This window comes from Ruegeria sp. CL3 (assembly GCF_056536505.1).
In genome coordinates this window covers 49,606-73,060 of sequence record NZ_JBQFPT010000009.1, presented here as the reverse complement: position 1 = coordinate 73,060, position 23,455 = coordinate 49,606, and the positions used below count along the sequence as shown (strand labels likewise).

General features: G+C 59.8%; 30 protein-coding genes. 20 read left to right on the top strand and 10 right to left on the bottom strand.

Annotated features, from left to right (window positions below; translation table 11 throughout):
* Nucleotides 1-40: 40 nt before the first annotated feature.
* Together ACR0NO_RS14545 and ACR0NO_RS14540 are read left to right on the top strand one after the other, a co-directional pair.
* Nucleotides 41-1,228, top strand: coding sequence for a GNAT family N-acetyltransferase (locus ACR0NO_RS14545; RefSeq protein ID WP_480724459.1), 1,188 nt, complete (start codon nt 41-43; stop codon nt 1,226-1,228).
* A complete protein-coding gene (locus ACR0NO_RS14540) occupies nt 1,225-1,518 on the top strand; it encodes a 4a-hydroxytetrahydrobiopterin dehydratase (protein WP_480724458.1) in 294 nt (97 codons plus the stop codon). The genes ACR0NO_RS14545 and ACR0NO_RS14540 overlap by 4 nt, the downstream gene beginning before the upstream one ends.
* Here ACR0NO_RS14540 and ACR0NO_RS14535 read toward each other — a convergent pair.
* The 4 genes from ACR0NO_RS14535 to ACR0NO_RS14520 form a co-directional block, all read right to left on the bottom strand.
* Nucleotides 1,515-1,826 carry a hypothetical protein gene (locus tag ACR0NO_RS14535; protein ID WP_170379420.1) on the bottom strand — a complete coding sequence of 104 codons (312 nt, stop codon included), beginning with the start codon at nt 1,824-1,826 and terminating at the stop codon, nt 1,515-1,517. The genes ACR0NO_RS14540 and ACR0NO_RS14535 overlap by 4 nt on opposite strands.
* A gap of 14 nt (nt 1,827-1,840) precedes the next feature.
* Nucleotides 1,841-2,185: a penta-EF hand family protein gene (locus ACR0NO_RS14530; protein WP_170667349.1), complete on the bottom strand. Its 345-nt coding sequence runs from the start codon at nt 2,183-2,185 to the stop codon at nt 1,841-1,843.
* Between the two features lie 11 nt (nt 2,186-2,196).
* On the bottom strand, nt 2,197-2,442 hold the full coding sequence (locus ACR0NO_RS14525; RefSeq protein WP_170679448.1) for a glycine zipper 2TM domain-containing protein: 246 nt from the start codon (nt 2,440-2,442) through the stop codon (nt 2,197-2,199).
* A gap of 103 nt (nt 2,443-2,545) precedes the next feature.
* Nucleotides 2,546-3,031: a redoxin family protein gene (locus ACR0NO_RS14520; protein WP_480724457.1), complete on the bottom strand. Its 486-nt coding sequence runs from the start codon at nt 3,029-3,031 to the stop codon at nt 2,546-2,548.
* 99 nt (nt 3,032-3,130) lie between these two features.
* On the opposite strand from ACR0NO_RS14520, the gene ACR0NO_RS14515 reads away from it, so the two are divergent.
* The 4 genes from ACR0NO_RS14515 to ACR0NO_RS14500 all read left to right on the top strand — a co-directional run bounded on the left by ACR0NO_RS14515 (nt 3,131) and on the right by ACR0NO_RS14500 (nt 5,605).
* The gene (locus ACR0NO_RS14515) at nt 3,131-4,342 is read left to right on the top strand and encodes an NAD(P)/FAD-dependent oxidoreductase (RefSeq protein WP_170679688.1); all 1,212 of its coding nucleotides are present in this window, start codon (nt 3,131-3,133) and stop codon (nt 4,340-4,342) included.
* The gene (rsmD, locus tag ACR0NO_RS14510; protein WP_480724456.1) at nt 4,339-4,905 is read left to right on the top strand and encodes a 16S rRNA (guanine(966)-N(2))-methyltransferase RsmD; all 567 of its coding nucleotides are present in this window, start codon (nt 4,339-4,341) and stop codon (nt 4,903-4,905) included. The genes ACR0NO_RS14515 and rsmD overlap by 4 nt, the downstream gene beginning before the upstream one ends.
* Nucleotides 4,906-5,035: 130 nt before the next feature.
* Nucleotides 5,036-5,383 (top strand): hypothetical protein, encoded by a 348-nt coding sequence (locus ACR0NO_RS14505; protein WP_170692155.1) that lies wholly within the window; start codon nt 5,036-5,038, stop codon nt 5,381-5,383.
* 42 nt (nt 5,384-5,425) lie between these two features.
* Entirely contained in the window at nt 5,426-5,605 is a 180-nt protein-coding gene (locus ACR0NO_RS14500) for a hypothetical protein (protein WP_170379405.1), read from the top strand.
* Here the strand turns inward: ACR0NO_RS14500 and map are convergent.
* Nucleotides 5,593-6,405 carry a type I methionyl aminopeptidase gene (gene map, locus ACR0NO_RS14495; protein ID WP_480724455.1) on the bottom strand — a complete coding sequence of 271 codons (813 nt, stop codon included), beginning with the start codon at nt 6,403-6,405 and terminating at the stop codon, nt 5,593-5,595. The two genes, ACR0NO_RS14500 and map, sit on opposite strands and share 13 nt — an antisense overlap.
* A gap of 191 nt (nt 6,406-6,596) precedes the next feature.
* Here map and ACR0NO_RS14490 point away from each other — a divergent pair, with 191 nt between their 5' ends.
* The 3 genes from ACR0NO_RS14490 to ACR0NO_RS14480 all read left to right on the top strand — a co-directional run bounded on the left by ACR0NO_RS14490 (nt 6,597) and on the right by ACR0NO_RS14480 (nt 8,717).
* Nucleotides 6,597-6,731 (top strand): hypothetical protein, encoded by a 135-nt coding sequence (locus tag ACR0NO_RS14490; RefSeq protein WP_480724454.1) that lies wholly within the window; start codon nt 6,597-6,599, stop codon nt 6,729-6,731.
* Nucleotides 6,732-8,252: a tetratricopeptide repeat-containing sulfotransferase family protein gene (locus tag ACR0NO_RS14485; RefSeq protein ID WP_480724572.1), complete on the top strand. Its 1,521-nt coding sequence runs from the start codon at nt 6,732-6,734 to the stop codon at nt 8,250-8,252. It abuts the gene before it with no gap.
* A gap of 99 nt (nt 8,253-8,351) precedes the next feature.
* On the top strand, nt 8,352-8,717 hold the full coding sequence (locus ACR0NO_RS14480) for a hypothetical protein (protein WP_480724453.1): 366 nt from the start codon (nt 8,352-8,354) through the stop codon (nt 8,715-8,717).
* On the opposite strand, the gene sfsA is transcribed toward ACR0NO_RS14480, so the two are convergent.
* A complete protein-coding gene (sfsA, locus tag ACR0NO_RS14475) occupies nt 8,687-9,421 on the bottom strand; it encodes a DNA/RNA nuclease SfsA (RefSeq protein ID WP_480724452.1) in 735 nt (244 codons plus the stop codon). The two genes, ACR0NO_RS14480 and sfsA, sit on opposite strands and share 31 nt — an antisense overlap.
* 51 nt (nt 9,422-9,472) lie before the next feature.
* Between sfsA and ACR0NO_RS14470 the strand changes: the two genes are divergently transcribed.
* From ACR0NO_RS14470 to ACR0NO_RS14455, 4 genes are read left to right on the top strand one after another with little or no spacing between them, the layout of a single operon-like run.
* Nucleotides 9,473-10,195, top strand: a complete 723-nt coding sequence (locus tag ACR0NO_RS14470; RefSeq protein ID WP_170679429.1) for a molybdopterin-binding protein — start codon at nt 9,473-9,475, stop codon at nt 10,193-10,195.
* Nucleotides 10,192-10,902, top strand: coding sequence for a GNAT family N-acetyltransferase (locus tag ACR0NO_RS14465; protein WP_480724451.1), 711 nt, complete (start codon nt 10,192-10,194; stop codon nt 10,900-10,902). Before ACR0NO_RS14470 ends, ACR0NO_RS14465 begins: the two co-directional genes overlap by 4 nt.
* A 16-nt stretch (nt 10,903-10,918) precedes the next feature.
* Nucleotides 10,919-11,491 (top strand): peroxidase-related enzyme, encoded by a 573-nt coding sequence (locus ACR0NO_RS14460; protein WP_480724450.1) that lies wholly within the window; start codon nt 10,919-10,921, stop codon nt 11,489-11,491.
* Nucleotides 11,488-12,390, top strand: a complete 903-nt coding sequence (locus ACR0NO_RS14455) for an OmpA family protein (protein ID WP_170492837.1) — start codon at nt 11,488-11,490, stop codon at nt 12,388-12,390. Before ACR0NO_RS14460 ends, ACR0NO_RS14455 begins: the two co-directional genes overlap by 4 nt.
* A 63-nt stretch (nt 12,391-12,453) precedes the next feature.
* Here ACR0NO_RS14455 and ACR0NO_RS14450 read toward each other — a convergent pair whose 3' ends face one another.
* Nucleotides 12,454-13,359 (bottom strand): LysR family transcriptional regulator, encoded by a 906-nt coding sequence (locus ACR0NO_RS14450; RefSeq protein ID WP_170492834.1) that lies wholly within the window; start codon nt 13,357-13,359, stop codon nt 12,454-12,456.
* Between the two features lie 227 nt (nt 13,360-13,586).
* Between ACR0NO_RS14450 and ACR0NO_RS14445 the strand changes: the two genes are divergently transcribed.
* Both ACR0NO_RS14445 and ACR0NO_RS14440 read left to right on the top strand, forming a co-directional pair.
* Nucleotides 13,587-14,027 (top strand): DUF4399 domain-containing protein, encoded by a 441-nt coding sequence (locus ACR0NO_RS14445; RefSeq protein WP_480724449.1) that lies wholly within the window; start codon nt 13,587-13,589, stop codon nt 14,025-14,027.
* A 118-nt stretch (nt 14,028-14,145) separates the two neighbouring features.
* Nucleotides 14,146-15,078, top strand: a complete 933-nt coding sequence (locus tag ACR0NO_RS14440) for a glycosyltransferase family 8 protein (protein ID WP_480724448.1) — start codon at nt 14,146-14,148, stop codon at nt 15,076-15,078.
* A gap of 11 nt (nt 15,079-15,089) precedes the next feature.
* On the opposite strand, the gene ACR0NO_RS14435 is transcribed toward ACR0NO_RS14440, so the two are convergent.
* Nucleotides 15,090-17,117: a 2,4-dienoyl-CoA reductase FMN-binding domain-containing protein gene (locus tag ACR0NO_RS14435; protein ID WP_480724447.1), complete on the bottom strand. Its 2,028-nt coding sequence runs from the start codon at nt 17,115-17,117 to the stop codon at nt 15,090-15,092.
* 137 nt (nt 17,118-17,254) lie between these two features.
* Here ACR0NO_RS14435 and ACR0NO_RS14430 point away from each other — a divergent pair, with 137 nt between their 5' ends.
* From ACR0NO_RS14430 to ACR0NO_RS14420, 3 genes are all read left to right on the top strand, one after another.
* Nucleotides 17,255-17,740, top strand: a complete 486-nt coding sequence (locus tag ACR0NO_RS14430; RefSeq protein ID WP_480724446.1) for an RNA pyrophosphohydrolase — start codon at nt 17,255-17,257, stop codon at nt 17,738-17,740.
* Nucleotides 17,741-17,806: 66 nt separating this feature from the next.
* The gene (locus ACR0NO_RS14425; RefSeq protein ID WP_480724445.1) at nt 17,807-19,180 is read left to right on the top strand and encodes a radical SAM protein; all 1,374 of its coding nucleotides are present in this window, start codon (nt 17,807-17,809) and stop codon (nt 19,178-19,180) included.
* On the top strand, nt 19,177-20,019 hold the full coding sequence (locus ACR0NO_RS14420) for a DUF547 domain-containing protein (protein ID WP_480724444.1): 843 nt from the start codon (nt 19,177-19,179) through the stop codon (nt 20,017-20,019). The genes ACR0NO_RS14425 and ACR0NO_RS14420 overlap by 4 nt, the downstream gene beginning before the upstream one ends.
* Nucleotides 20,020-20,194: 175 nt before the next feature.
* On the opposite strand, the gene ACR0NO_RS14415 is transcribed toward ACR0NO_RS14420, so the two are convergent.
* Nucleotides 20,195-21,184, bottom strand: coding sequence for an adenosine kinase (locus ACR0NO_RS14415; RefSeq protein ID WP_480724443.1), 990 nt, complete (start codon nt 21,182-21,184; stop codon nt 20,195-20,197).
* Entirely contained in the window at nt 21,181-21,825 is a 645-nt protein-coding gene (gene nth, locus ACR0NO_RS14410) for an endonuclease III (protein WP_170379832.1), read from the bottom strand. The genes ACR0NO_RS14415 and nth overlap by 4 nt, the downstream gene beginning before the upstream one ends.
* A gap of 118 nt (nt 21,826-21,943) precedes the next feature.
* On the opposite strand from nth, the gene ACR0NO_RS14405 reads away from it, so the two are divergent.
* A complete protein-coding gene (locus tag ACR0NO_RS14405; protein WP_480724442.1) occupies nt 21,944-22,786 on the top strand; it encodes a methylated-DNA--[protein]-cysteine S-methyltransferase in 843 nt (280 codons plus the stop codon).
* 177 nt (nt 22,787-22,963) lie between these two features.
* Nucleotides 22,964-23,398 (top strand): glyoxalase superfamily protein, encoded by a 435-nt coding sequence (locus ACR0NO_RS14400; protein WP_480724441.1) that lies wholly within the window; start codon nt 22,964-22,966, stop codon nt 23,396-23,398.
* Nucleotides 23,399-23,455: the final 57 nt, after the last annotated feature.

The following is a 23,455-nucleotide window of genomic DNA, read 5'->3' as shown; positions in this document are numbered from 1 at the left end:
CCGCACCTCGTCACAGATAAAGACCAGACGCGGAGGGCACATGGATCAGGCGCAGATCGAAATTCAGGTACTTGGATCACTCTCGCAAATCTCTGCGGCCGAGTGGGATGCCTGCGCTTGCCCCGAAACAGCAGATGGCGGGCGTCCGCTGGATCCCTTTACCACGCATCGGTTTTTGCTGGCTCTGGAAAACAGCGGCTCGGTTGGGCGGGGCACCGGGTGGCAGCCTCAATACCTGACGGCCTATCTGGATGGGATGCTGATCGCGTCGGCCCCGATGTATGCTAAGTCGCACAGTCAGGGTGAGTATATCTTCGACCACAGCTGGGCCCATGCGTATGAAAACGCGGGCGGGCGGTACTATCCCAAACTGCAAATCGCGGCTCCTTTCACGCCCGCCACCGGGCGGCGCTTTTTGGTGCGTCCGGGATATGAAGGGATTGGGATGTCCGCGCTGGTGCAGGGCGCTGTGCAACTGGCGGCAGACAATCAGGTATCGTCGCTTCACGCGACCTTCTGCACCGAAGACGAGGCGCTGGCGGGTGAGCAGATGGGCCTGATGCTGCGCAGCTCACAGCAGTTTCATTGGTTGAATGACGATTACGCGGATTTCGACGGCTTTCTGGCGGCGCTGTCTTCGCGCAAGCGCAAGAATATCCGCAAGGAGCGTGCTCAGGCCAACGCATTCGGTGGTGAGATCCGCACCCTGACCGGCGACGACCTGCGGCCCGAGCATTGGGATGCCTTCTGGCGGTTCTATCAGGACACCGGCGCGCGCAAGTGGGGATCACCTTATCTGACGCGCCAGTTCTTTGATATCGCGCAGCAGACGATGGCCGCTGATATGGCTTTGGTGCTGGCAGAACGCGATGGGTATCCCATCGCGGGGGCGCTGAATTTCATCGGGCGTGAGACGCTATATGGTCGTTATTGGGGCTGTGTGGAACATCATGCCTGCCTGCATTTCGAGCTGTGCTATTATAGGGCCATCGACTTTGCCATCGCGCATGGCATGCAAAGGGTCGAAGCCGGAGCGCAAGGCGAACACAAGCTTGCGCGTGGCTACCTGCCAACACGCACGCACAGCCTTCATTGGATTGCCGATCCGGGATTCGCCGATGCCGTCAAAAAATATCTGGACGCTGAAGGCCGCGCGGTGGGAGAAGAGATTGAGATTCTGACGGATTACGGTCCGTTCAGAAAATCGAACCCGGAGGAACAGCAATGACCGAGCTTTTGTCGACCGAGACCCGTGGCCCCCTTCTTGATCCGCTGTTCAACAATGGCTGGACGATGGTTGAGGGCCGGGATGCGATCACCAAGACTTTCATCTTTGACAATTTCGTCGCGGCTTTTGGATGGATGACCCAAGTGGCGATCTGGGCCGAAAAATGGAACCACCACCCCGAATGGTCCAACGTCTACCGCACGGTCAAAGTGGTGCTCTCCACTCATGACGTCGGCGGGTTGTCTTCGCTGGATGCGAAACTGGCGCGCAAGATGGACGGACTGGTCTAGTCGCGATCCTGTCCGGACCCAATTCCGCCAGCCAAGGATGCCGTGATCGCCATCTGGCGGAACTCATCCGGCGTGACCGTGCCACTACTGACGTCGATATTGCCCGGAATGCGGGTCGTTTTGTTGCCGATAGATCGGACACTGCGCGCCGCTGGGTTGATGTCCAGACACCGCCTCTCATAGCAGGTCAGCCCGCTGGTGTTGATCTGAATGCGGGCCTGCCCGTCGGGACCGGTCACAACCGGGGCCTGCGGTACGTCACAAGCGGCCAACACGGCCAGCGCGCCGATCCAGATCCATCTGTTCATCTCACCCTCCGGGGTTAGTCCAACCGGCCGTTTCCATCCTTGTCCGCAGAGTCGAAATCGTTGCTCATCTGCGCATCGTATTCCGCCCTTGAGATAAGGCTGTCGCCGTTCCGGTCAACGTCCTGAAATTGCTTTATGTCCAGGAAGGGTTTGGCCTCGGACAGGCCGAGTGTGCCGTTCTTGTCTTCGTCCATCGCCTGAAAGGCGTAGTCTGAAAAGGCATTGAACTCGTCCTTGGACAGAAAGCCATCGTTGTTCGAGTCGATGGCTGTCAGCTCCTTTTCATTCAACTCTGCCACGTCGTCCGCAGCTGCGGCACTGGCCATCGCAAGCGCGGCGATACAGAATATTCTTTTCATTGCCGTCCCCCTCAACATGCGAATCTTGCGCCACTGATACTTCCGGTTGCGGCACCTGCACCCGTCAGAATGGACTTGCCTGAACCGCCTCCGAACTGATTGCCGATTGCGCCTCCGATCAGCGCGCCACCCAAGGTGCCGCTCAGGCAGGCGATTTCATGTTGCCGTGCCGCTTGTTGCTGTGGTGTCGGGGCCGGGCCGCAAGCTGCAAGAACGCCTGCGCCGCCCAGAATGAGTGAAATGGCTTTGAGATACATAAACATACTCCCCAGCTATGTGCCTTTGATAATCGCACACTGGGGCGTTGTATCAAGTTAAATAGGGTTAGGACGGCCCCGGTTTAGCCGGGGCCGAACAGCGTCAGATTACTTCGAGCAAGCCTTCACCGGCTGAAATCTCGCAAGCGCCGGGGCTTTCTTCCAGGTTTAGCGCAGTGACCTTGCCGTCTTCGACCAGCATCGCGTAACGCTGCGAACGTGCCAGCAGCCCGGCTGGTGGGGCGTCGAAATCCATGCCGATGGCCTTAGTGAACTCAGACGCGGCGTCGCCCAGCAGGGTCAGGCCGGCCTCGGTTGCGCCGGTCGCTTCGCCCCAGGCTTTCATCACGAAGGGGTCGTTGACGGAAATGCAGATGATCTCATCCACGCCCTTGGCTTCGAACTGATCTTTGGTGCGCATAAAGCTGGGCACATGTGCCGAATGACAGGTCGGTGTGAACGCGCCGGGAACAGCAAAGATCACCACTTTGCGGCCCGAGGTTTTGTCTGAAATCCGAACCTCTTCGGGGCCTTCCGAACCCATTTGGGTCAGCGTGGCGTCGGGCAGCATCTCACCTGTTGTAATCATTTATCAGCTCCTGTCGTTTGGATTTGCAGAGTCGGGCTATGCCGCAATATAGGTGGTCGGACAAAAGTAACCATGAGAATTCGACAGGGTGTGATGAACATGAGCCATATTGTCGTGATCGGCGCCGGGCAGGCCGGATCGTCGCTTGTTGCGAAACTGCGCAAGGATGGGTTTGAAGGGGATATCACCCTGATCGGGGCCGAGCCACATCTGCCCTATCAGCGCCCGCCCTTGTCCAAGGCCTATCTGCTGGGCGAGATGGAGCTGGAGCGTCTGTTTTTGCGCCCCGAAAGCTTCTACGCCGACAACAACATCACCCTGCGTCTGGGGCAGCGTGTTACTGCAATTGACCCCAAGGCCAAGACCGTGACCGTGGGGGATGAGGTCATCTCCTATGACGAACTGGCGCTGACCACCGGGTCGGATCCGCGCTATCTGCCTGCCTCTATCGGCGGTGATCTTCAAGGCGTTCATGTGGTGCGCGATCTGGCTCATATCGACGAGATGGAGCCTCGGGTCACTGAAGGCGCGCGCGCTCTGATCGTCGGGGGCGGCTATATCGGGCTTGAGGCCGCAGCCGTATGCGCTAAGCGCGGGGTCAAGGTGACGCTGGTAGAAATGGCCGAGCGTATCCTGCAACGCGTCGCCGCCAAGGAAACCAGCGACTATTTCCGCGCGCTGCATTCGGGTCATGGAGCGGACATCCGCGAGGGCGTGGGCCTTGATCGTCTGATCGGTGAAAACGGCAAGGTGGTCGGCGCGGTTCTGACAGATGGAACCGAAATCGAGGTTGAATTTGTGGTCGTCGGCGTGGGCATCGCGCCGTCCACCCAACTGGCCGAGTTGGCTGGGCTTGAACTGGACAACGGCATCAAAACCGACGCGCATGGCCGCACATCTGATCCGTCGATTTGGGCGGCAGGGGATTGCGCCTCCTTCCCGCATGGCGCGGGGCGTATTCGTTTGGAAAGCGTGCCTAATGCAATCGATCAGGCTGAGATCGTGGCTCAGAACATGCTGGGGGCTGCCAAGGACTATACAGCAACGCCGTGGTTCTGGTCAGATCAGTATGACGTGAAACTGCAGATCGCAGGTCTGAATACGGGTTATGATCAGGTTGTCACCCGTCAGGGCGAAGGTCAGACCGTGTCGTTCTGGTACTACAAGGGTGACCAGCTGATTGCAGTCGACGCGATGAACGACCCGCGCGCCTATATGGTTGGCAAGCGCCTGATCGACGCGGGCAAAACCGCTGATCCTGCCGTGGTGGCCGATCCGGCTGCGGATCTGAAACCGTTGCTCAAAGCGTGAGGATCATCGCCGGAGAGTTCCGGGGTCGTGCCTTGGCCTCGGTCGGCAAAGGGGATGCGGGTGCCCATTTGCGTCCCACCACCGACCGAGTGCGTGAAAGCCTGTTCAACGTCCTGAGCCATCAGATCGATTTTGACGGTCTGCGTGTATTGGACCTGTTCGCAGGCACCGGCGCGCTGGGGCTTGAGGCTCTGTCGCGCGGTGCCGACCACGTCACCTTTGTGGATGACGGGCGTGTGGCGCAGGGCCTGATCCGCAAGAATATCGACCTGACCCGCAGCGCTGACCGGACCGATCTGATCCGCCGGGATGCGACGCGTTTGGGTGAAAACCCCAATGCGCCCTACGACCTGATCTTGCTGGACCCGCCTTACGGCAAGTCTCTGGGCCAAAAAGCGCTGGCCAAGGCTTCCGAGGCAGGATGGATCGCTGAGGGGGCGTTTATCGTTTGGGAAGAAAACGCCCCGATGCAGGCACCGGATGGATTCCAGTTGTTGGACAGTCGAAAATACGGCGACACGCATATCTCACTGATGCTTCAGTCACTTGATCATGTGGGTTGATCCTGACCGTCCTAATTCGTTTTAAAATTGAATTAGGGTGGCCAGCAATTTGACGCATCTCCGCCAAAATTGCGGCCAAATTCGCCTCTAGGCGCCGTAGAAACGCGGAACAACCCTCAAAGGACTCTCTATGCTTCTCAGAGCTGCCCTGACCTCAGCCATCGTGCTGGGCTCCTCCCCTGTTGTTGCAGGGCAAACAAAACTAGATGCGAATGAATTTATGGCCAATTGCACCTCGTCTGTGGATCAATCCAACGTGACGTTGGCCCGTTCGGGCGGGTCCAACAAAGGGCACATCACTGTCGGAGATCTGCAGGGCGAGGCGGACATCCTGCCGGGTTTGGACAACCTGACGTTTTTGCTGATTCAGGATGGTCAGGTCGTCAACTTTGCCGTTGATCTTGTAAGTCTCGAATATGACATGATGATCAAAGGCACTTCGCAGCGTTTTGACAGAGGCAGCTGTACGCCATCGTGATCCGGTTTTGAGGCGCGGGCCGGTTTGTGCTAGGCTTCTGGCATGGACCGCGCCCTACCGCCCTTGTTCTGGGGTTTGGCTCAGGACACTGACACAGAAACCGGCCCGCCGCGCAAACCTGCACGCGCGCCGGTGTTCATCCACGACGCGATCACGCCGTGGGGGGCTGAGACGATGCTGCTGAAAGTTCTACGGGATCAGGCTGCCGATCACGAAGAATAGGTCGGATGGAACTTGCCGCCGGGTGACAGGGTAAAGATCTCGACCCCATTTGCGGTTACACCGACCGAATGTTCGAACTGTGCCGAGAGCGACTTGTCGCGGGTCACAGCAGTCCAGTCGTCGGCCAGAGTCTTGGTCTCAGGGCGGCCCAGATTGACCATCGGTTCGATGGTGAAGAACATTCCCTCTTCCAGAACGGAACCGGTGCCGGGGCGGCCATAGTGCAGCACGTTTGGCGGCGCGTGGAACACTCGACCAAGCCCGTGGCCACAGAAATCGCGGACGACGCTCATACGGTGCGCTTCGACATAGGACTGGATCGCATGGCCGATATCGCCGAACGTGTTGCCCGGTTTGACCATCTCGATGCCTTTGAACAGGGCATCATGGGTGACCTGAATCAGACGCTCCGCCTTACGCGGCAGTTTGCCTGCGACATACATCCGCGAGGTGTCGCCGAACCAGCCGTCCACGATGACGGTGACGTCGATGTTCAGGATATCCCCGTCCTTTAGCTTTTTCTCACCGGGAATGCCGTGGCAAACCACGTGGTTCACGCTGATACAGCTGGCGTGCTGGTAGCCTTTGTAGCCAATCGTGGCTGAGGTCGCGCCCGCGTTCTCGACCATCTGAGTGATGATCCCGTCGATCGCACCGGTGGTTTGGCCGGGGAAGACATGTTGCGCGATGTCATCCAGTATCCGCGCAGCCAAAGCCCCTGCCGCATGCATGCCGGCAAAGTCACCTTGTTCGTAAATGCGGATACCGTCCTTGGTCAGGCGGCCACGGTGTTCTTTCATGGATGCGAGGCTCCAAATGTTTCGCGCAGTGTTCTATTTACGCTGCTTGTGCAGAAAGTTCCAGAGGGTGCAGCGTCGCAGGCCTGTATCTCGGATCGTTGACGATCCGATCACAGGTGGACGCGTACAGCGTTATAAACTAGCACGGGTAAGATAGTTCGCGGGTGCTTAAATAAAAGAAGGGTAGTCAGATGCAGAAAGCTGACCAGCTGAGGGCCGAGATTGCCACCATTAGTGAAATGCTCAAGACCGGGCGCGCGGACCGGGCGTTGAAGTGTGCGGTCAAGGCTGGGAAGAAATGGCCCAAAATGCCCGCGTTTCCGTAGCTGGCAGGTCTTGCGTGCATTCACCAGGGGGACTTCAAACAGGCACAGACCCATCTGGAACGCGCCTGGAAGATGGAGCCGGAAAACCCCGACCTGATCCAGAATTTCGGGCTGAGCCTTGTTAAGGGCGCCGATGCTGGCAAGGCGCTGACCCTGATGAATAAAGTTGCGGCCAAGGCCCCGCTGACCCCGCCGCAACGCTATGTGCGCGCCATGGCCCTGTTGCAGGAGCGTCAGCTGAGCGAGGCGTTGAAGGATGTTGATGAGGTACTGCGTCACCAAAACGGCAATCTACAGGCCCATTGCCTGAAGGCCGATATTCTGGATGAGATGCACCAGTGGAATCAGGCCATCGACGTCCTAGTGGCCGTGGCCGAGAAGCACCCGAAATTCCACTACGGTCAGCTGCGACTGGCCAAGGGTCTGGTCGGTTTGGGGTGTATGTCTGAGGCTCTAACCCATGGCCGCGCCGCCTTTGCGCTGGCGCCCGAGGATCCCGAAACGCTGGAGTTCTTTGCAACTCTGCCGAACCTGTCAGCTGAGGATAGGGCGGAATTGCAGGCTCTGACCTCTAAACTGCTTGAGGCGGGCAACGCCAATCGGGAAGCCGCAGCCACCGTTCATTTCGCCGCCGCGAGCCTTGCGAAACAGGATGGCGATACCGCGACTGAGATGCTTCAGCTGCGCAAGGCGCATGATCAGTTGCAGCATGGGTTTAAAAGCTGGGAAACCCGGGCCGAGAAAGCCTGCCGCCAGCGGCTGAGCGCGCCTCTGCCTGCCCCAGCCTCAGCGCCGCGCACCGATATCCCGCGCCCGGTGTTCGTGGTTGGCTTGCCGCGCTCTGGCACCACTCTGATCGAGCGGATTCTGGCCTCACATTCCACCGTTCAGGGGCTGGGAAAGTTGGCGGGCGTGCATCACTGGGCCCGCAAGGCTGAAAGCCAATCGAGCGCTGGAAGTGACGCGCAGGAGCTGGCCGACTATTACGCGGATAATTTGCCCCAGACGGCGGAAGGAACACGCGCCTTTATCGATAAGGCTCCGGGGAATTATGCGTTTCTGGGGCCGATTGCGCAGGCCTTCCCGAACGCGGTAATCCTGAACGTCACGCGCGATCCACGCGATGTGGCGCTGTCGATGTGGCGGACGCATTTCGGAGCGGGTGGCCTGTATTACACGCATGATCTGAGCTGGATGGCAGCCGAAGCCAACCGCTATCGCCGCTATATTCAGCACTGGCATGCCGTGCTTCCGGGGCGGGTCCATGACATTAGCTACGAACATCTGGTGAATAATCTGGAGGACGGTGCCAAGGAGTTGGCCCAGCTCTGCGACCTGCCTTTTGAACCGGCGATGCTGTCGCCCGACAAATCCTCGGATGCGATCAAAACGGCCAGCAACCTTCAGGCGCGGAGACCGGTCAACACCGCCTCGGTCGGGGGGTGGCAGGCTGTGGCCGATTACTTCGCACCGTTTGTGAAGGGGCTGGACGCCGATCTTTGGCCAGAAATCCACAAATAGAGGTTCAAGTTTCGTTGATCATCCCGTCTGCGCGTGGCCATCCGCGCCGGTTTGCGGCACGGTTCTAAGGAAGATGGATCAGCGGGAACAAGGGCTTAGATGGTCAGGGCGATTGTTGCTTTTCTGGTCGTTCTGACCTGTGGGTGCCGCGAAGAGGTGACGATGCTGACGGGGGATCAGCTTGCGGCGCTTTTGGTAGAGGATCGCCAGATTGCGTTGAATCGTGCCGGCATCACCGGCACGGCACGCGTGAACGCTGACCAGAGTTTTGAAGTCGAGGTTCCCCGGCTTGGCCGGGACACTGGTGTTTGGTGGTTAGAGGGCGACAGGATCTGCAGCCGTTGGAAGACGTTCCGCAAAGATCAGGACCTCTGCGCCGTGGTGGGGCAGGTAGAGGATGGCACCTATCGGGGCTGCACACCAGGGCGAGGCTATTATCTGGGAGAGTTCACTCTCCTGCCGTAACCGATTGCCCACCGCTTTGCCGCATCGACCTCGATCCCCTGTGGAGAGATGGTGGTGCCGACGACCAACCGCTCAACCCCCTGCGCCTGCGCCGCGTCAAAGGCCGCCGCATAGGCCGGGTCGATATCGGCGGCCAGCGCAAAGCGGTCGCAATCGGTGCGTTGCACCAGATACAGCATGATCGCGCGGTGGCCCTGTTCGGCCATGGCGGCCACTTCATGCAGATGTTTGGTGCCGCGGGCGGTGACGCTATCGGGGAACTCGGCAAGACCGGGCTGGCGGGAAAGCGTGACGCTTTTGACCTCGACATAGGCATCCGGCAGGCCGGGTTGGGTCAGCAGGAAATCAATGCGGCTGTTCTGCCCGTATTTCACCTCGGCCCGGACGGTTTCATAGGCGGCCAGTTCGGGGATCTCGCCGCCTTCTAATGCCGCGAGCAGTGCCCGGTTCGGCACCGAAGTATCGACGCCGGTGAAATGGCCATTCTCGTGATCAACCAGCCGCCAGCCGTATTTCAGCTTTTTCTTCGGATCGTCATTGGGCTCCAGCCAGATTTTCTCGCCCGGTTCAGCCAACCCCATCATCGAGCCCGGATTGGCGCAATGGGCTGTCACGTCGCGCCCATCCTCTAGCGTGCAATCGGCCAGAAAGCGTTTGTAGCGGCGGATCAGTCGGGCGGGGACAAGGGGGGTTTCAAATCTCATGCCCCACGGCCTATACCTGCCCCAACAGCCGATCAAGAGGGGGCGCGCGCCATGGCCAATCCAACCGCTGCAATGCTTGTCATCGGGGATGAGATCCTCTCTGGCCGGACGCGCGATGCGAATATGCATTACCTTGCGGGGGAGCTGACCAAGCATGGCATCGATCTTAAAGAAGTGCGTATTGTCAGCGATGATGCCCCGGCTATAGAAGCGGCGGTCAAAGCGCTGTCGGTGTCTTACGACACTGTCTTCACCAGCGGGGGCATCGGGCCGACACATGACGATATCACCGCCGATTGCATCGCCCGCGCTTTCGAGACCCCGATTGACGTGCGCGATGATGCGCGGGCGCTGTTGCAGGCGCATTACGACAAGTCAGGGCTGGAGTTGAACGAGGCCCGACTGCGGATGGCCCGCATTCCTGATGGGGCCGCGCTGATCGACAATCCAGTCTCAACCGCGCCCGGATTTACCATCGAAAATGTGCATGTGATGGCCGGGGTGCCCTCGGTCTTCCAAGCCATGGTAGCCAGTGTTTTGCCGGGCCTGACGGGCGGTAGCCCGCTGTTGTCGCAGACTTTGCGGGTGGATCGGGGCGAAGGCGACATTGCTGCCACGCTGTCTGCACTGGCCGAGGCGTTCTCGGACCTGTCCATCGGCTGCTATCCGTTTCAGGTAAACGGTGTCTTCGGCGCGAACGTGGTAATCCGGGGGACAGAGGGTGCGCGCATCGACGCGGCCATGACCCAATTGGCAAAAGAACTCGAGTTGTGAGCATCAACTGGCCCGACATCGTTGACGGAACATGGCCCGCTGCGCGCTATGACGTCCTTGGTCCCTTCCGCCTGCGCGAAGGGCAGGGCGGTGGATCACGCGTGTCTGCCGCCAATGCGCTGGGTGACGCGACCGCGGCCGATATCATCGCAGCCGAGGGTGCCATGCAGACCATGGGCCAGAAACGCATCTTTTGTCTGTGGCCCGATGACCACAAGCTCGACGCCCAACTGGAAGCGCGCGGCTATGAGGTTCTGGACCCGGTCAACATCTACGCCTGCCAGCCGGAGCAACTGACCGATCAGCCTCTGCCCCGCGTGACCGCGTTTGGCATCTGGCCACCGCTTGCCGTCATGGAGGAGATCTGGGCCAAAGGTGGTATCGGCCCCGAACGGCTGGCCGTGATGGAGCGTGCTGCGGGCCCCAAGACCTCGTTCCTGCTGCGGCATTCTGATCGCCCGGCGGGAACGGTGTTCATGGCCATGCAAGGCGATGTGGCCATGGTACATGCGCTTGAGATTCTAACCGATCACCGCCGTCAGGGCCTAGGCCAATGGGCCATGCGGGCAGCAGCCTTCTGGGCGCGGGACAATGGGGCGAAAACGCTCAGCGTGATCTGCACAAAGGCCAATGCTGGGGCGAATGGTCTCTACCGTGCGCTCGGGATGGAGATTGTCGGGGAATACCATTATCGTCAACGTGTCTAAAGAGTTAAGAAAGCCCGTGACCCAGACCGATCTACCCACCGCGCTGAACCTGCCCATGGCTGACCCTTTGCCGCCCGAGACGCAGAAATACTTTGATGTCTGCCTCGAAAAGCTGGGCATGGTGCCGAATGTGCTGAAAGCCTACGCTTTCGATATCGACAAGCTGAACGCCTTTACGGCTATGTATAACGACCTGATGCTGGCAGAGAGCGGGCTGTCCAAGCTCGAACGTGAGATGATCGCGGTGGTCGTGTCCTCGATCAACAAGTGCTTCTACTGCCTTGTTGCCCATGGTGCTGCCGTCAGGCAGATGTCCGGTGATCCGCAACTGGGCGAGATGCTGGTGATGAACTACCGCACCGCCCCTCTGGATGCGCGCCAGCGTGCGATGTTGGATTTTGCGGCCAAGATGACCACCGCAAGCGCCAAGATTGAAGAGGCCGACCGCCAGCACCTGCGCGATCAGGGCTTCAGTGACCGGGATATCTGGGACATCGCCAACGTCACCGGGTTCTTCAACATGTCCAACCGGGTGGCCAGTGCGACCGCCATGGCGCCCAACCCCGAATATCACGCGCAAGCCCGATGATCGGACGCCTCGCCCTTGCCTTTTGTCTGATGGCCGGGCCGGGTCTGGCGCAAGATTTGACCCTGCCCGCCAGCGCCCGTCAGATCAGCGAGAGGACCTCGCCGCTGGACAGCTATGAGCTGCCCACAGGGCCCGTTGCCGATGGCATAGTCGCCTCTCGAACGGTCGAGGGGCGGGTCGAGCGGCTGACATGGCGCTTGCAGGCGGGCTCTAGCACGACGCTGCAATTGCTGGCTCCGCTACGGGATCAACTCGTGGCGCAGGGCTTTGACATCCTGTTTGAATGTGAGGCCCGGACCTGCGGCGGGTTCGATTTCCGCTTCGGAACCGAGGTGGTGCCAACACCGGATATGTATGTCGCCATTCGCGACTATCGTTTTTTGTCTGCCACCAAGGGCGACGTGGCGCTCAGCCTGCTGGTCAGCCGTAACCCGCCGGATGGCTATCTGCAACTGATCCGCGTTGCACCTGTTGATGCTCCGGCTCCAACGCCTGTGGTCGTTGAGCAATCCGCCAGCGGAACCGAAGGCCTTTTGGACGCGTTGCAGCAGTCGGGCCATGTGATTCTGGACGATTTGCATTTCCGCACCGGCGAGGTGGCACTGGGCGACGGCCCGTTCGCCTCATTGTCGTTGCTGGCGCAGTTCCTGGCCGACAATCCGTCAACTCGGCTTGCGTTGGTCGGGCATACTGATGATACCGGCGCGTTGCAGGCCAATATCAAGGTGAGCACTGAACGGGCGCAGGCCGTGCGCGCCCGTCTGATCGACGCGCATGGCGTTGCGGCGGATCGGATCGAGGCACAGGGCGTGGGCTATCTTGCGCCGCTGACCTCGAACGCGACACCGGAAGGGCGCGATCTGAACCGTAGGGTCGAGGCGGTCTTGCTGGTCAACTGACGCGTCTGCACAAAAAAAGACCCGCACGAAGAACGCACGGGCCGATCCAGTTCACCGGGAGAATTACCAGTCCATTGCGCCTTTTTCGGAATAAGCGTCAACGAGGAAGTCTATGAAGGCCCGTACCTTGGGCTGAGTGAAGCGGCCTGGAGGATAGACCGCGTAGATGCCTTGCACTTCGTCCGGCAAGGATGGCATTGCATCCACAACCTCACCTGATTTCAGCGCGTCGGCATAGAGGTAACTGGGCAGATAGGCGATCCCGAGGCCCGAGACTGCTGCATTCAACAACGATTGCCCGTCATTCACGCTGAGCCAACCGGCCGTGCGCACCTGACGTTTCTCGCCCGACGGGGCAGTTAGGCGCCAGACATTGCCCGAGGATTGGCTGGAATAATGCAGCAGCTTGTGTTCGTTCAGATCGTCGATCTTCTGCGGCCGTCCGTATTTCTCGATATAGCTAGGGGCTGCGACCATGCGCTTGATGGTCTCGGTCAGCTTTCGAGCGCGTAGGGTGCTGTCTTCCAGCTCTCCGATGCGAACGGCGACGTCAAAGCCTTCGGAGATCAGTTCCACGTAGCGGTTATTGAGCACCATGTTCACGGTGATGTCGGGATAGGTGGCTAGAAAATCCGACAGGACAGGCGACAGATGATTGACGCCAAAGTCTGTCGCCACGCTGATCCGCAGCAGGCCAGAAGGGGCCGATTGCATCGCGGTGACCAGCGAATCCGCCTCACCTGCGTCGTTCAGCACCCGGCGGGCGCGGTCATAATAGGCCAGTCCAATCTCGGTCGGAGAAACGCGGCGAGTGGTCCGGTTGAGCAGCCGTGCCCCCAGCCGCGATTCGAGGCTGGACACGTGCTTGGAAACGGCTGATTTGGAGATACCCATCTTCTTGGCCGCATCGGTGAAGCCACCTTGGTCCACCACGTTGGCAAAGGCTTCCATTTCCGTCAGTCGATCCATTCTCGTTCCCCAGGTCTTGCTACTTGCAACGACTTTGCCCCTCAATCTGGGCGGAATCGGGGCGGACATGGGATAATATCAGGGTTTTGAATCGGATCGTTTGCGTATCAGAAACGCGGAAACAGCTGTTTCCAGCTATGGTGAATGCCCTGCAAACTGGCGTTTTCTGGAAAATATTCAAGATGTGCTAGGTTGAGAATGGCATTTTTGTGACGAGGGAGGAGATCATGAAAGCCATTTTTACAACCATTTCAGTTGCTCTGTTTGCCACAGTCGCCGGAGCGCAGGACCAAACGCCATCCGCGCCGGGTGCGCAGGTCTATTTCGCGAACCTTGCCGATGGCGACACAGTGCAATCGCCGGTCACAGTGGTCTTTGGCCTCAGCGGCATGGGCGTCGCGCCTGCGGGGACCGAAGCGGACAATACCGGCCACCACCACCTGCTGATCAACCGCCCACCACTGGGTCAAGGCGAGGACGGCGCGGAAGAGCTGCTCTATGGGCTGCCCTCAGACGAAAACCACATGCATTTCGGCGGTGGCCAGACCGAGGTCACTCTGGATCTGCCCGCAGGTCAGCACACGCTGCAACTGGTTCTGGGCGATGCTGGACACGTGCCGCACAACCCGCCCATTGTATCCGAAGTGATTACGATTTCGGTCGAATAAAGGGGGCGCCGGGTAACGCCGCAAACCAAGAGTTTTGAGGGCCGCTAAGGGTTTGAAGTGCCTGCTCTTCGCTGTTATTCCTTCTCATCACATTGACGTGATCGAGGGGGGGAGCGCGATGCAGGTGGTTTATGGCGTGAACAGGTCTTTTCTATTCCCGGCTCTGCTTTCCGCATATTCCGCTGTCAAAAATGCCAGCAAGCCATTGGATGTGACGATCTTCGGGCAGGATTTCACAGACGAAGACATTGCGATTGTTGAGCAGGTCAATCGCTCCTTTGCGGGGGGGACGATTTCGTACCGGAAGTTCGATCTGGAAAATCTGCCAGGCTTTTCCGAGTATAAATCGAAATTCCCAGCGATCACGATGCTGCCGCTGTTCCTGCCCCAGCTATGCGAAAAGCGCTGCGTTTTTGTGGATGCGGACACTCTGGTTGTTTCGGATGTTTGGGAATTGCTGGACATGGACCTTGAAGGGCAGCCCTTTGCCGCTTGTGTGGATATGGGGTTGGTGACGCTTGGCGGAGGGGATTTTCTGCGCCCCTCCCTACAGCAGATTTTCAGACCGGGACGCGAGCATAAAAAGTCACTCAGCCGTGTGAGCAAGAGCATTAGGTTGGGGTTCATACCGGGCGAAGGGTATTTCAACGCCGGTATCATGGTGATGGACTGTTCGGCCATTCAAGGCGATCGTGAACTACGTGAAATTAGCGATTTCGAGAAGCTGGTTCCGCACATTCCCTACTTGCCCGAGCAGGACAGAATGAACCAACTGTTTCACGGGCGCTGGTTTCGCCTGCCTATTCAGTGGAACACGCGGCCTCAGATCTGGTTTGACGCGCACAGTCCGAAATACCGAAAAATGTCCAAGGCCTTCCGCCAGCATCTGAGTGATGCAAACAGAACTCCAAAAATCTGGCACTACGTCGGCGGCAAAAAGCCATGGCGGGCGACGCGAATGGCGCGGCTGCTGTTCCATCGCGCCTACAGCGACTACGAAACCTACATGGCCCGCTTCGAGAAAGAGACAGGCCTGACCTACACCATGTAGACTTCAGCGCCCTACATTGAAGCGGCCAGGCGGGTGCCCTGATTGATGGCCCGTTTCGCATCCAATTCCGCCGCGACATCCGCACCACCAATCACATGCGGCGTGATCCCGCGTTCGATCAGGGCGTCTGCAAGGCTGCGCTCGGACAGTTGACCGGAACACAGAACGATGGTGTCCGCAGCAATCACAGTCGGGTCGGCGCGCTCTTCACCAAAGCTGATATGCAGGCCGTCATCGTCGATATGCTCGTAATTCACGCCGCCCACGAAATTGACGTTTTTCATCTTAAGCGTCGCGCGGTGAATCCAGCCGGTGGTCTTACCCAAGCCTTTGCCATGCGCCTGTTTCTTGCGTTGCAACAGAGTCACCTGACGCGCCGGGGCTGCAGGCTGAGGGCCTTCCGGTGCCAGACCCGAGCGGTGCTGTTCCGGGTCGGTAACGCCCCATTCCTTCATCCAGGCTGGCAGGTCGGTGGTGATGCTGTGACCGTCCTCCAGCAGGAACTCGGATACGTCAAAGCCGATACCGCCAGCGCCGATCACGGCGACGGATTTGCCGACCTCTGCTTTCTCGCGCAGCACGTCGATATAGCTGATGACGTTGTCACGGTCCTGACCGGGGATTTCCGGATCACGCGGGATAACGCCGGTGGCAATGACGACTTCGTCAAAGCTGGTCAGGTCGTCGGCGCTGACTTCGCGGTTCAGTTCCACCTTCACGCCCAGATCATCCATCATGGTCCGGTACCAATCGACCAGCCCCCAGAATTCTTCTTTCCCCGGTACCTGTTTCGCCATGTTCAACTGCCCACCGATCTCCGAGGCGCGATCGAACAGCGTGACGTCATGGCCGCGCTGGGCAGCGGTCATTGCAGTCGACAGACCGGCCGGGCCAGCGCCCACAATGGCAACGGTCTTGCGCGTCTCGGCCTTGCCAATGACCAGTTCGGTTTCATGGCAGGCACGTGGGTTGACAAGGCAAGAGGTCAGTTTGCCGCCGAACGTATGGTCCAGACAGGCTTGGTTACAGGCGATACACGGCGCGATCTGCGCGGACTGACCGGCAACCGCCTTGTTGACGAAATCCGCGTCCGCCAGCATCGGACGCGCCAGCGAAACCATGTCGGCGCAGCCAGTCGACAGAACCTCTTCTGCGACCTCGGGCGTGTTGATCCGGTTCGAGGTGATCACCGGGATGCCAACCTTACCCATCAGCTTTTTGGTCACCCAGGCAAAGGCGGCACGCGGAACGCTGGTTGCGATGGTGGGAATCCGAGCCTCGTGCCAGCCGATGCCGGTGTTGATGATCGTGGCGCCGGCTTGTTCGATCCGCTGTGCAAGTTCGACCACCTCTTCATGGGTCGAGCCATTCGGGACAAGATCGATCATCGACAGGCGATAGATGATGATGAAATCCGTACCCACGGCCTCACGCGTGCGCCGTACGACCTCGATCGGCAGGCGCATCCGGTTTTCATAGGAACCGCCCCAGCGATCCTCACGTTTGTTGGTGTGGGTCACGAGGAACTGGTTCAGGAAATACCCCTCAGAGCCCATGATCTCGACCCCGTCATAGCCCGCCTTCTGGGCAAGGACTGCCGCGTTCACGATGTCGCTGATCTGCTTCTCGATCCCGTCTTCGTCCAGCTCACTGGGCGGGAACGGAGAAATCGGGGATTTCACCGGGCTGGGCGCCACGCATTTGGGGCCATAGGCATAGCGTCCTGCATGCAGAATCTGCATCGCGATCTTGCCGCCCGCCTGATGCACCCGGTCGGTTACAATAGAATGGTTCGCCACGTCCTTATCGGTGGTCATCATCGCCGCCCCCGGCAGGACCGAGCCTTCGAGGTTCGGGCCGATCCCACCCGTCACCATCAGCGCCACGCCGCCGCGTGCGCGATCCGCATAGAACTCGGCCACGCGGTTCCAGTCGCCGGTCTCTTCCAACCCGGTATGCATCGAGCCCATCAGCACGCGGTTCTTTAACGTGGTAAAGTCCAGGTCCAGCGGGGCCAGCATGTTTGGGTACGCAGTCATGGCGAACTCTCCCTTCCGAAGTTGAGGAATAGATTGACGTTCGCGTAAGCATTGTCACGCGAAACCTAACGTCATCCCCTTTGCGCCTGTCGCGCGGCTTGATAGAGAGGTCGCGAACCCTATCCAAGAGGCCCCGCATGACCCCGGAAGAGATCGCCAAACTGCCCTATCGCCCCTGTGTCGGGCTGATGCTGACGAATGCCGAGGGCAAGATCTTTGTCGGCCAGCGCAATGACCGCCACAAGGACGCGTGGCAGATGCCTCAGGGCGGGGTGGACAAGGGCGAGGACCCGCGTGACGCTGCGCTGCGCGAATTGTGGGAAGAAACCGGCGTGACGGCTGATCTGGTCGAGGTGGTGGCCGAGACTGATGGCTGGCTGCCCTATGATCTGCCCCACGATATCGTTCCGAAAATCTGGAAAGGCCGCTATCGCGGGCAAGAGCAGAAGTGGTTTCTGTTGCGCTTCACCGGCCATGACGACCAGATCAATATTGCAACGGACCATCCGGAATTCACCAGCTGGAAATGGCAGGCCCCGGATCAACTGGTCAAAGAAATCGTGCCGTTCAAGCGTGCGGTTTATGAGCAGGTAATCGCGGCTTTTGCGGATCATTTGAGCTGATCACCAGCCTGCACGTTGCCGTGAGGGGGCGTGGTTCGGGTCAAGGCGTGCCTCTAGCTTGTGGGCATGAAAGACACCCTGCCAGACCCCATCACAATCAAACCCGCCGGACGGCGATTTCAGGGCTTGGACCGGCGCGCGCCTCTGCGTGAGGGATTACGCGGTTGCGGAGAGTTCGGCCCCTCTCAGACGGCGGGACGGTTCTACCCGATGGCATGCGTCGCGCTTGAGGTGACGCAGCGCTGCAATCTGGACTGCACGCTCTGCTACCTCTCGGACCGAGCCGAGATGACCTACGATCCCCCGCTCTCGGTCCTCTTCGCGCGCATTGCCACGATCCGCAGCCACTATGGCCGGGGTATTTCCGTTCAATTGACCGGCGGCGACCCGACCCTGCGTAAGGTTGACGATCTTGAGGCGCTCTGCCGCGAGATCAGGCGGCTGGGCATGCGCTCCTGCCTGATGACCAACGGTATCCGCGCCAGCCGGGCGATGCTGACGCGATTGGCGGCAGCGGGGCTGGATGACGTGGCCTTTCACGTGGACATGACGCAAGAGCGCAAAGGGTTCGCCTCCGAGGTGGAGCTCAACCGCGTGCGCAAAACCTATATCGACCGGGCGCGTGGCCTGGGGCTGCGTATTCTCTTCAACACGACCGTTTTTGGGGGTAATTTTGCTGAAATCCCGGCTTTGGCCCGGTTCCTGCGGGATCAGCCCGAGGTCAGTTTTGTCTCGTTCCAGATGCAGGCGGATACCGGGCGCGGTGTGTTGCGGGCGCGGCCTGATGCAATCACGCAAGACAGCGTCATCCGCGCGGTCGAGCAGGGCTATGGCACGTCTTTGCATTTCGACTCGGCGGCCGTCGGGCATTCCAGTTGCAACCGGTATGGCAGCGTAGTTTCGGCGGGGGGCAAGGCCGTGTCTTTGCTGTCGAACCAGCGCCTGGTGCAGCGGGTGATTGCGGCGCTTGAGGAGGTGGATACAGGCCAAGACGCTCATATCCGCATCCGCCCCAGCGTGGGACGTCTGATCCGTCGTCATCCACTCCTGGCCCTTTGGGTGCTTGGCCATCTGGCGGGTTGCCTTCTGCGGTTGGGGTCTGGGGTGCTCCGCGGGCCGGTGCGGCGGCAGGCCGTGTTCATCCACAATTTCATGGCTGCGGATGCGTTAGAGGAAGACCGCTGCGCCTCTTGCGTGTTCATGGTGGCGACGGCCAACGGACCGCTCTCCATGTGCGTTCACAACGCACAGCGGGATCAGCATCTGGCCACGCCGGATCGGGTGGACAGTCCGATGGGCACCTATTGGTGGAACGCGGCGACGCGCGGTCTGACTGCGCGCCCGGATCTGCCCGCGTTGAAAGACCCTAGGGTGGCCCCACTGAAACGCCTCAAAGGGCAGTTGCGCGCTGCCCGTCAAAGCCGAAAGGACGCTTCATGAGACAGGTTCTGATCCTGCTGCTGCTGCTGCCGCTTCTGGCCGCCTGCGCCAGCGTCGAGAGGTTGGCCTTGCCTGCCGCGGCGCCCTTGCCCGACACGGCCCTGACCCGCGCCGCGCCCCCTCCGGGAGAGAGGGTGGATCATGGAGATTGGACCCGCTTTCTGACCCGCTACGTGGCACCTGATGCGCGCGGCGTGAACCGGGTGGCCTATGGGCAGGTAAGCGCGGCCGACAGCGCACTGCTGGATGACTATCTGACCGGGCTGCAGGCCGTTGACCCGGCCGATCTGACTCGCGATCAACAATTGGCCTATTGGATCAACCTCTACAACGCGCTGACGATTGATGTGGTGCTTGAGGCTTACCCTGTCGCCTCGATCCGCGACATCAAGGATGGGCCGCTGTCGATCGGTCCATGGGGTCGCCCTTTGGTCGTGGTGTCGGGCAATAGCCTGACCCTGAACGACATTGAGCACCGCATCATCCGACCAACGTTCAATGAGCCGCGCATCCACTATGCGCTGAATTGCGCAGCGGTCGGTTGCCCGAATTTGATGGCCCGCGCTTGGGAGGCCAGGACGCTGGAACGCGACCTCACCGCAGCCGAGCGCGCCTATGTCAACGACCCGCGTGGGGTGCGATTCGATGATCAGGGGCGGCTGATCCTATCGAAAATCTTCATCTGGTTCCGCGAGGATTTCGGGCCGAATGAGCAGGCTGTGATCGCCTATCTCGAAACAGCCGCCGACCCGGAGTTGCAACAGCGCCTCAAACAAGCCCGACGTGTGAATGCCTATGAATATGATTGGGCGCTGAACGACGCAGCCGCTGGATCCTGAAGGCGCAGAGTCAAGGCCGTCAGGCCGCCGCGCCATCGCCAGACCACCCGCACGGGCTGGCGATTTTGGACTGTTGCTCGCAAAAACAATGTTTGCAGTATTTGGCTGACATAAGGCACGCCGCTCAATCCTCTGATCGCCATCCCGCGGTCTGGCGACAGCGCGGCTCGGCGCGCTACAGCAACCCTTCGGTGCGCAGCAATTCCTGCAAGTTGGCTTCGGGGCGCGGGCCGATATGGCTGATCACTTCGCGCGCGCAGACATTGCCGATCTTAGCGCAGGTCTCATAGTCGCGGCCAGTGGCCATGCCGTACAGAAAACCGGCAGCGAATTGATCGCCTGCGCCGGTCGCATCCACGGGCACCACTTTCTCGACCGGTACGTCATAACGCGCATCGCCGTTCAGAACCGTCACGCCGTCGCCCGAACGCGTGCAGACGACCAGAGGGCAGATTGCGGCGGTTTTGGCCAGCGCGTCCTCAAGATCCTCGGTTTCGAACAGCGATTTGATCTCAGCCTCGTTGCCGATCACGAAGTCCAGTTCGTTCTCGATCAGCAGCAGGAAATCGACCCGGTGACGCTCGACGCAGAAAGGATCGGAAATGGCGATACCGGCCTTGCCGCCACCTCTGTGACAGGCGCGCGCGGCCTCAAGAAACGCGGCTTTGCCCTTTTCCTTGTCGAACAGATACCCCTCAAGGAACATGATCTGGCTGTTTCCGGCAACCTCGTCCGAGACGTCCTGAGACGACAGTTCCGAAGAAATCCCCAGATAGGTATTCATTGACCGTTCGCCATCGGGCGAGACAAAGATCATCGAGCGTGACGTTGGCAGCTCGCCGCCCGGCACAGGCGGGTTCACGAAATCCACCCCGTCTTCGTTCATCGCATCGGCATAGAACCGGCCCAATGCGTCATCATGTACGCGGCCAATGAAGGCAGCATCCAGACCGAGCGCACCCGCGCCCGCAATAGTGTTCGCGACTGAGCCGCCCGGCGTCTGCACCCGACCCTCCATCGAGGCATAGAGCACTTCGCCGCGCTCCTGCTCGATCAGTTGCATGATGCCTTTTTCAATGCCCATCAGTTCCAGGAAACTGTCATCGGCTTGGGAAATGACATCCACAACGGCATTTCCGATGCCGGTCAGTTGGTAGGTTTTCATAGGGTCTTGTCCTCGAATTGACAGAGATCACGGATGATACAAGTCGGGCATTGCGGCTTGCGCGCCTTGCAGTGATAGCGCCCGTGCAGGATCAGCCAGTGATGTGCATGAAGTTGAAAGTCGGCTGGAATATTGTCCTCGATGGCGCGTTCGACGGCGTCTACGTCCTTGCCGGGGCAAATACCAGTGCGGTTGCCGACACGGAAGATATGCGTGTCCACCGCTTGCGCTGGTTGCCGCCACCACATATTCAGAACCACATTGGCCGTCTTGCGCCCGACACCGGGCAGAGATTGCAGCGCGGCGCGGGAGTTTGGAACCTCGCCATCATAGTCCTCGACCAGTATACGGCTGAGCTTAATGACGTTCTTCGCCTTCTGGCGGAACAGGCCGATGGTTTTGATGTGCTCGATCAGCCCCTCTTCGCCCAGATCCAGCATCTTTTGTGGCGTATCTGCGATCTTGAACAGCGCGCGCGTGGCTTTGTTGACGCCCGCATCGGTCGCCTGCGCCGAAAGCGCCACGGCGACGACCAGAGTATAGACGTTCACATGCTCCAGCTCGCCCTTGGGTTCCGGGTCGGCCTCTTGAAAGCGCGTAAAGATCTCGCGGATCGTGTGATAATCGAGTTGCTTTGCCATCCGAGCCTTAATGCCGCCCAAGGGCCAATGACACAAGCCCAAAGCCAATGCGCAAGTTCCGGGTCGCAGGGGCGTGAGCTGCGCGTTATGGTTCAGATCAACAGATGAGGTGAAAGCCATGAACGTCCAGACCCCCGAAAGCGGATACCACTACAACGTCATGCGCCGCGCGATCGAGTTGATTGATCAGGGTGGCGAAACCCTCAGCCTTGAAGAACTGGCCGGTCAGATGGGCATGAGCCCCGCCCATTTCCAGCGCCTGTTCTCGCGCTGGACCGGGGTGTCGCCGAAGCGGTACCAGCAATATCTCACGCTGGGCCATGCCAAGGCGCTGCTGCGGGAACGGTTCACCACGTTGGAGACCGCCCATAACGTCGGCCTGTCCGGCAGCGGCCGGCTGCATGATTTGTTCCTGAAATGGGAATCCATGAGCCCCGGTGAATACGCCCGAAAAGGCGCGGGGCTGGCGGTCTACTGGGGGTGGTTCGATAGTCCCTTTGGACCAGCCTTGGTCATGGGGACTGACAAGGGCATTTGCGGAATTGCCTTCGGTGCCGAAACCGGCGAGGCCGCCGCGATGAAGGATATGACCGCGCGTTGGCCCAAGGCCAATTTCGTCGAGGATACCGAAAAGCTGCGTCCTTGGGTCGAGGCCTCCTTTGGCGCGGACCGGTCCGAGACACCACTGCATCTGATCGGCTCGCCCCTGCAGATCAAGGTTTGGGAGGCGCTGATGCACATCCCCTCGGGTCAGGTCACAACCTATTCAGAGATCGCGCAGCGGGTGGGGTCGCCTCAGGCGGTGCGCGCGGTGGGGACAGCGGTTGGGCGCAATCCGGTTAGCTGGCTGATCCCCTGTCACCGGGCCTTGCGCAAGTCGGGCGGTCTGGGCGGATACCATTGGGGTCTGCCGGTGAAGCGCGCGATGCTGGCCTATGAGGCCGCGCAAGCGGATGCCTGATTGACTCTGCAACCAACTAGTGCAAAAGGACTCGCAAGGTTTGGGTCCCCTGCTGTTCGCGGGCTTTGGCTTTGGTGAAACCCTGAATATGAACATCTGTTGCCACTTTCACGGCGCGCGGATGGCAATGCGAACCCCGTCCTGAATTCGCGCCCGTTCAAGGAAACGAGGCACAAGATGACGACACAAAAAACGATCCCTCCAGTGGACGAGTTGAAAGCGCAAGCCAAACGCTTGCGTGAAGACCTGCGCGCCAAAGATGTGACCCTTTCGCATAGCGAGGCGTTGGAAATACTGGCCCATCAATATGGCGTTCGGGATTGGAATACACTGCACGCCAAGGCCGGAAACCGAATGCACCTGTGTGTCGGAGATCGGGTCGAAGGGCGATATCTGGGGCAGCCGTTCTCAGCCGAAATACGCGGCATGACCTTGTTGGGCGATGGATCCAACCGCAGGGTTACGCTGCATTTTGAAACGCCGGTTGATGTGGTGCAGTTCGAGAGCTTTTCCGCCTACCGCCGACGTGTAACCGGGGTGATCGGTTGGGATGGGCGTTCAGCACAAAGGACGTCGGACGGGCAACCCCAGCTGGTTGTGCGTCCAGCCTAAAAAAAAAGGGTGAGGCTCTGCACGAGCCTCACCAAACCTTCTGGATCAGGTTGAATG